We start from the raw sequence: 5065 nt of genomic DNA, 5'->3' as shown, positions 1-5065 counted from the left end.
GACGTCGATGCCGGCGACCGCCACCTCGGCCCGGCCGGCGGGGCGGGTTCCGGGTCCGAGGTCGGTCCGGGCATCGCCGGCTGCCAGCCGGTCGGGAGCACCGGCGGCGAGGGCACGGCGGACGGCTGCGGACGGTCCCGCCACGTACCCCGGGGACCGTGCTCGTCCGAGAGCGTCGGCCGGCCGGGCCGGACCGGACCGTCGTCCCTGGCCGCCCCCGGCTGCCACAGCGGGGTGCCGGCGTCGTCGACCGACTGCTGACGGCCGGTGGCCTCACCGGCCTCGCGTCGATCCGCGCGTCGCCGGCGGACCCCTGTGCCCGAGCGGGCGAGCAGCTCGGCGACGGTCAGCGGCGCGGCCGGGCCCTCGGTACCGGGAGCACCCGGCTCGCCCCCCGGGACAGGGGGGACGGCGCCGGTCGGTCGGTCGCCGCGCCGGGGACCGTCGTCGGCCCCGTCCCGCGTCGGCTGATCCGCCACCGGCGTCGACATCCCATCGTCGTTGTCCGCAGTCGCTCGCTGCGTGGTCGTCCTGCGCCCCGGGACGGCCGGAGACCGCCGCCAGCGCGACCGCTCCACGATACGGGCGGTGCGCCACCAGGCCGACCGGACGCGCGGGCGACGAACGGATCGGTCACACGGAGCACGGCTCTCGACCGGCAGGCCGACCCGCCGGACCGTAGCGTCTGGCCCGTGAAGTTGCCCTTTCCCGGCCCGTCGGACGTGCTGCACGCCGCCGAGGGCCTCCGTGACGGCGTCGCCGAGGCCCTCGCCCTGCTGCCTCGGGTGGTGGGGGCCCTCAACGAGGGTGAACAGCTGCTGAAGCGCGTCGGGGTGCTGGTCGACCGGATGGAACGCATCGCCGACCGGGCCGAGGTGGCGGTCGCCGGCATCGACGTCACCCGCGTCCACGCCGACGAGGCCGTCGCCCGGATCGGGGTCACCAACGACGCCGCGGACGCCGCCGTCGCCAGGATCGGCGTCACCAACGACGCCGCAGACGCCGCCGTCGCCAGGATCGGCGTCACCAACGACGCCGCAGACGCCGCCGTCGCCCGCATCGGCGTCACCAACGACGCCGCTGACCGGTCTGTCGCACGGATCGGCGTGACCAACGACGCCGCGGACGCCGCCGTCGCCCGCATCGGGGTCACCAACGACGCCGCAGACGCCGCCGTCGCCCGCATCGGCGTCACCAACGACGCCGCAGACGCCGCCGTCGGCAGGATCGGCGTGACCAACGACGCCGCGGACGCCGCCGTCGCGCGCATCGGGGTCACCAACGACGCGGCGGACGGCGCTGTCGGCAGGATCGGGGTCACGAACGACGCCGCAGACGCCGCCGTCGCCCGCATCGGGGTCACCAACGACGCCGCGGACCAGTCGGTCGCCCGGATGGGGGCGACCAACGACGCCGCGGACGAGTCCGTCGCCCGGATCGGCCGGTCCACCGACGCCGCCGATGCGCTGCTCACCGCAGTCGCAGGCACGGCCGGCGCCGCCGACGGCACGCTGGCCCGTGCGGAGGCGCTGCTCGCGACGATCTCCCCGCTGCTGGAGGACTACCGCCCCGCGTTGAGGACGCTGGCCCCGGTGCTGACCCGGTTCGCCGAGGAGCTGCACACCGACGAGGTCACCGCGATCATCACCCTGGTCGACCGGCTCCCCGACCTCGTGGTGCACCTCGACGAGGACCTGCTCCCGGTGCTGCTGACGCTGAGCGACGTCGCACCGGACGTGCACACCCTGGTGGAGACCGTGCAGGACATGCGCCAGGTGGTGAAGGGGTTCCCGGGATCGCGGCTGTTCCGTCGCCGTGGCGCGGAGGAGATCGCCGAGGAGGAGGCGGCCGAGGCCGACAGCTCGTCCTGAACGCACCGACCGGCGCCGCCCCCAGGGGACGACGCCGGTCGATGGTCGGCCAGGTCGGGGCTCAGGTCTCCGTCGGGTAGCCCAGCGCCCGGACGACGTCCCCGATGCGCTCGAAGACCTGGCCCTCGGGCAGCCGGGACAGCTCCTCGGCGACCACGTCCGGGGCGCGGTGGTCCCGGGCGGCCTCGACCAGTTCTGGGCCGGTGCTGGGGAAGTCCGCACGGTCCAGCCAGCGGGACAGCTCGGCCCGGGCCACGACCGCGTTCGCGTCCATGCCCTGCGGGACCCCGCCGACCAACGTGCCGGCCGGGTCGGCGTCGATGTCGGGCTGGTCCTCCCCGACCGGCTCCACCTCGCGCCACTCCTCGGAACGGGTGGCCCGCTCCGCCTTCATCATCCCCTGCACCTCGTGCTCGAGCTCCTCGTCGATGCGCGGGTTGTGCTTGGTGCTCCGGCTCCCGGTGAAGCCGCCGTCTGACTCGCTCACGTTCTCCTCCTCCGTGCGGGCGTCGCCGCGCCGCTCAGTCCTTCTCCAGTGCGCTGGGCTTGTGCACGGCGGTGCCCCCGCTCTTCTCGCTCTCGACCTCGTACTGCGGGTCGTCGGAGCTGGCGCGCACCGTTCGCCCGGCAGCCTCGGTGTCCTCGGTGATCTTGCGCTTCACCGTGCCCTCGGCCGTGCCGCCGTGGCTCTTCCAGCTCACGTGGTCGCCCTTCGAGAACTCCTCCGCCATGTCAGGCCCCCCTCTCGCACCGTCGGTCCGGTGTGCCTGCCCGTGGCGGCGCGGGCGCACACATCGGGCGCCGACGCGCGTCGACCGGCGCTCCGCCACCCGACGGCGGTCACCCGTTCGGGGGGTCTCTGCGCGGTCGGTGGTGCCGACGGCGAGATCGTCACGTAGCGTGCTCACTCGACGGGACGCACACAGCGTCTTCCCTGATCAGTGCGATCGACTGGTCACGCTGGGTGAGGTCCTCGTCCATGATCGCCGGCCCGGCTGGCCCCATTCCCCCGGGGCCGGCCGGGCCGGCCCCGTTAGGGTCGGTCCTCGTGGCGACCGAGGACGTGGCACCGATCGAGGAACCGGCCCGCACGGCAGCCGCGCCCGGCGCCGGGGCGGCCGACCCCGCCGTCCGCCCGATCGACGTGCTCAGCGTGACCGCCGTGCGCGACGTGACGCCCGCGGTCCGCCGGGTCACCCTGACCGCGTCCGCCGCCGTGGTCGCGGCCTGCGGACCCACGATGTCCCTGCTGGTCCCCCGCGCCGACGACCGCTCCCCGCACTGGCCGCACGTGGCCCGCGACGGCCGCATCGTCTGGCCGCAGGGCAGCCACGGCGTCGCCCTGCGCAGCTACACCGCACGCCGACAGGACCCGGACGCCGGTGAGGTCGACGTCGACTTCGTGCTGCACGGGGACGGCCCGGCCGCCTCCTGGGCGGCGGCCGCCACGCCCGGCGCCGTGCTGGGCCTGGCCAGCGCCGCACCCCTGGGCGCCTCCCCCGCCGGCTGGCTGCTGCTGGCCGGCGACGAGACCGCGCTCCCGGCGATCAGCCGGATCCTGGCTGCGGCCGCCCCGGACACCCGCGGGGTGGCCCTGCTCGAGGTGGCCGGCCCGCAGGAGGAGCAGCCGCTGACCGCCCCGAGGGGCGTCGAGCTGCGCTGGCTGCACCGGGCCGGGACGGCGCCGGAGGCGAGCACCCTGCTGGTCGACGCGGTGGCCGCGCTGCACCGCCCGTCGGGTGAGGACCTCTTCGCCTGGGTGGGCGCCGAGTCGGCCGTCGTCCGCGCCGTGCGCGCCGACCTGCGGGGCCGCTGGGGACTGCGCCGGAGCCAGCACCACGCCATCGGGTACTGGCGCGCCGGCCGGGCGATGTCCCCGGCCGGGTGACCTCCTCCCAGCCCGGACACCCAGGCTCCTCACAGGTGCCGTCCAGGACAGCCGCAGTCGCCGGCGGCATGCTGGGGGGATGACGACGCTGCCGCAGGGTCCATCGGGAGGGGACGTGTCCACCACCGGTTCCAGCTCACCGGCTCCCGGCGCCCAGCGGCCCGAGGCCCGGCTCCTGGTCGTCGACGACGAGCCGAACATCCGTGAACTGCTGTCGGCGAGCCTCCGGTACGCCGGATTCGAGGTGGCGACCGCGCCGGACGGGCAGCAGGCCCTGTCCGTCGCGGAGCAGTTCCGCCCCGACCTGCTCGTGCTCGACGTGATGATGCCCGGGCTGGACGGCTTCGGCGTCGTCCGCCGGCTGCGCCAGAACGGGTCGCACACTCCCGTGCTGTTCCTGACCGCCCGGGACGCCGCCGACGACAAGGTCACCGGGCTGACCCTGGGCGGGGACGACTACGTCACCAAGCCGTTCAGCCTCGACGAGGTGCTGGCCCGCATCCGGGCGGTGCTGCGCCGCACCCAGAGCGTGCAGCAGGCCACCGAGGCACCCAGGCTGACCTTCGCCGACATCGAGCTCGACGAGGAGTCGCACGAGGTCCTCAAGGCCGGCAAGCTGGTCAGCCTGTCGCCGACGGAGTTCAAGCTGCTCCGCTACCTGATGACCAACGCCGGCCGGGTGCTGTCGAAGGCGCAGATCCTCGACCACGTGTGGAACTACGACTTCAACGGCGAGGCCAACGTGGTCGAGTCCTACATCTCCTACCTGCGCCGCAAGATCGACACCACCGAACCCCGGCTGCTGCACACGTTGCGCGGGGTGGGCTACTCCCTGCGCCTGCCACGCGGCTCGTGACCGCCACCGCCCCGAGGACGCCGGTGGAGCCGATGACGACCCCCTCGCCCGCGGGTGCGCCGGCGGAGCGCCCGGTCCGGGGCTCCGCGCCCCGCATCCCCCTGCGGGTCACCCTGGTGGCGCTGATGGTGGCCCTGGTCGCGGCGGCGCTGGCCGCCACCGGCTTCGCCGCGACCTCATTGCTGCGCGACTACCTGGTCGAGCAGCAGGACGCCCAGCTGCAGCGGACGCTCGACCAGTGGGCCGCGCAGCCTTTCGCCGTCGTCCAGGCCTGCTCCCGAAGCGACATGCGGTTCCCCACCAACCAGTACGTCGCCTGCCTCCCCTTCGGCGCCGAGGACGGCCCCGCGTCGGTGGTGACCGGCCCCCGGGACGACGACGACCTGCCCGATGTCAGCGCCCTGGACCCGGCGACGATCGACGGGACCAGGATCCTCACCGCCGTGTCGG

At 75.0% G+C, this 5065-nt stretch carries 5 protein-coding genes and 1 pseudogene; 4 read left to right on the top strand and 2 right to left on the bottom strand.

The annotated features are described in order from the left end of the window. Positions 1-692: 692 nt before the first annotated feature. Positions 693-1871, top strand: coding sequence for a hypothetical protein (locus G5C62_RS25545; RefSeq protein ID WP_164703217.1), 1179 nt, complete (start codon positions 693-695; stop codon positions 1869-1871). 61 nt (positions 1872-1932) lie between these two features. Here the strand turns inward: G5C62_RS25545 and G5C62_RS25540 are convergent, their stop codons facing one another. Both G5C62_RS25540 and G5C62_RS25535 read right to left on the bottom strand, forming a co-directional pair. Continuing rightward, entirely contained in the window at positions 1933-2358 is a 426-nt protein-coding gene (locus G5C62_RS25540) for a DUF2795 domain-containing protein (RefSeq protein WP_164703216.1), read from the bottom strand. Between the two features lie 34 nt (positions 2359-2392). Next, positions 2393-2602, bottom strand: a complete 210-nt coding sequence (locus G5C62_RS25535; RefSeq protein WP_164703215.1) for a DUF2945 domain-containing protein — start codon at positions 2600-2602, stop codon at positions 2393-2395. Positions 2603-2919: 317 nt separating this feature from the next. Here G5C62_RS25535 and G5C62_RS25530 point away from each other — a divergent pair, with 317 nt between their 5' ends. The 3 genes and pseudogenes from G5C62_RS25530 to G5C62_RS27680 form a co-directional block, all read left to right on the top strand. After that, the gene (locus G5C62_RS25530) at positions 2920-3759 is read left to right on the top strand and encodes a siderophore-interacting protein (RefSeq protein WP_241176135.1); all 840 of its coding nucleotides are present in this window, start codon (positions 2920-2922) and stop codon (positions 3757-3759) included. Positions 3760-3874: 115 nt separating this feature from the next. Next, positions 3875-4615, top strand: a complete 741-nt coding sequence (locus G5C62_RS25525; RefSeq protein ID WP_052090737.1) for a response regulator transcription factor — start codon at positions 3875-3877, stop codon at positions 4613-4615. A gap of 32 nt (positions 4616-4647) precedes the next feature. Further along, positions 4648-5065, top strand: a pseudogene (locus G5C62_RS27680) (hypothetical protein); the annotation flags it as partial.

The sequence above is a fragment of the Modestobacter sp. KNN46-3 genome (assembly GCF_011039295.1).
This window is presented reverse-complemented; position numbering and strand designations above follow the sequence as displayed.